Annotated in this window: 1 pseudogene; it reads left to right on the top strand. The window is 46.8% G+C overall.

Features of this window, described 5'->3' with window-relative positions:
- A pseudogene (locus tag A3756_RS02470) lies at positions 1-299 on the top strand (electron transfer flavoprotein subunit alpha/FixB family protein); the annotation flags it as partial.

The raw sequence follows: 299 nt of genomic DNA, 5'->3' as shown, positions 1-299 counted from the left end.
CGGGTAAGGACTTCCTTCCACGTGTAGCTGCTTTGTTGGATGTGGCGCAAATCTCTGACATCATCAAAGTTGAATCAGCTGATACTTTCGTTCGTCCTATCTATGCAGGTAATGCGATCGCTACTGTTCAGTCTTCTGACGGCATCAAAGTAATCACTGTTCGTGGTACTGCGTTTGATCCTGTTGCTGCTGAAGGTGGTTCTGCTGCTGTTGAAGCTATTGATAACGTTCAGGATGCTGGCATCTCTACCTTCGTTGGTGAAGAAATGGCTAAGTCTGATCGTCCAGAGTTGACTGCT

It is taken from the genome of Oleiphilus sp. HI0086, from assembly GCF_001635225.1.
Note: the sequence above shows the minus strand (reverse complement) of the source record. Positions and strands in the feature narration are given on the sequence as shown.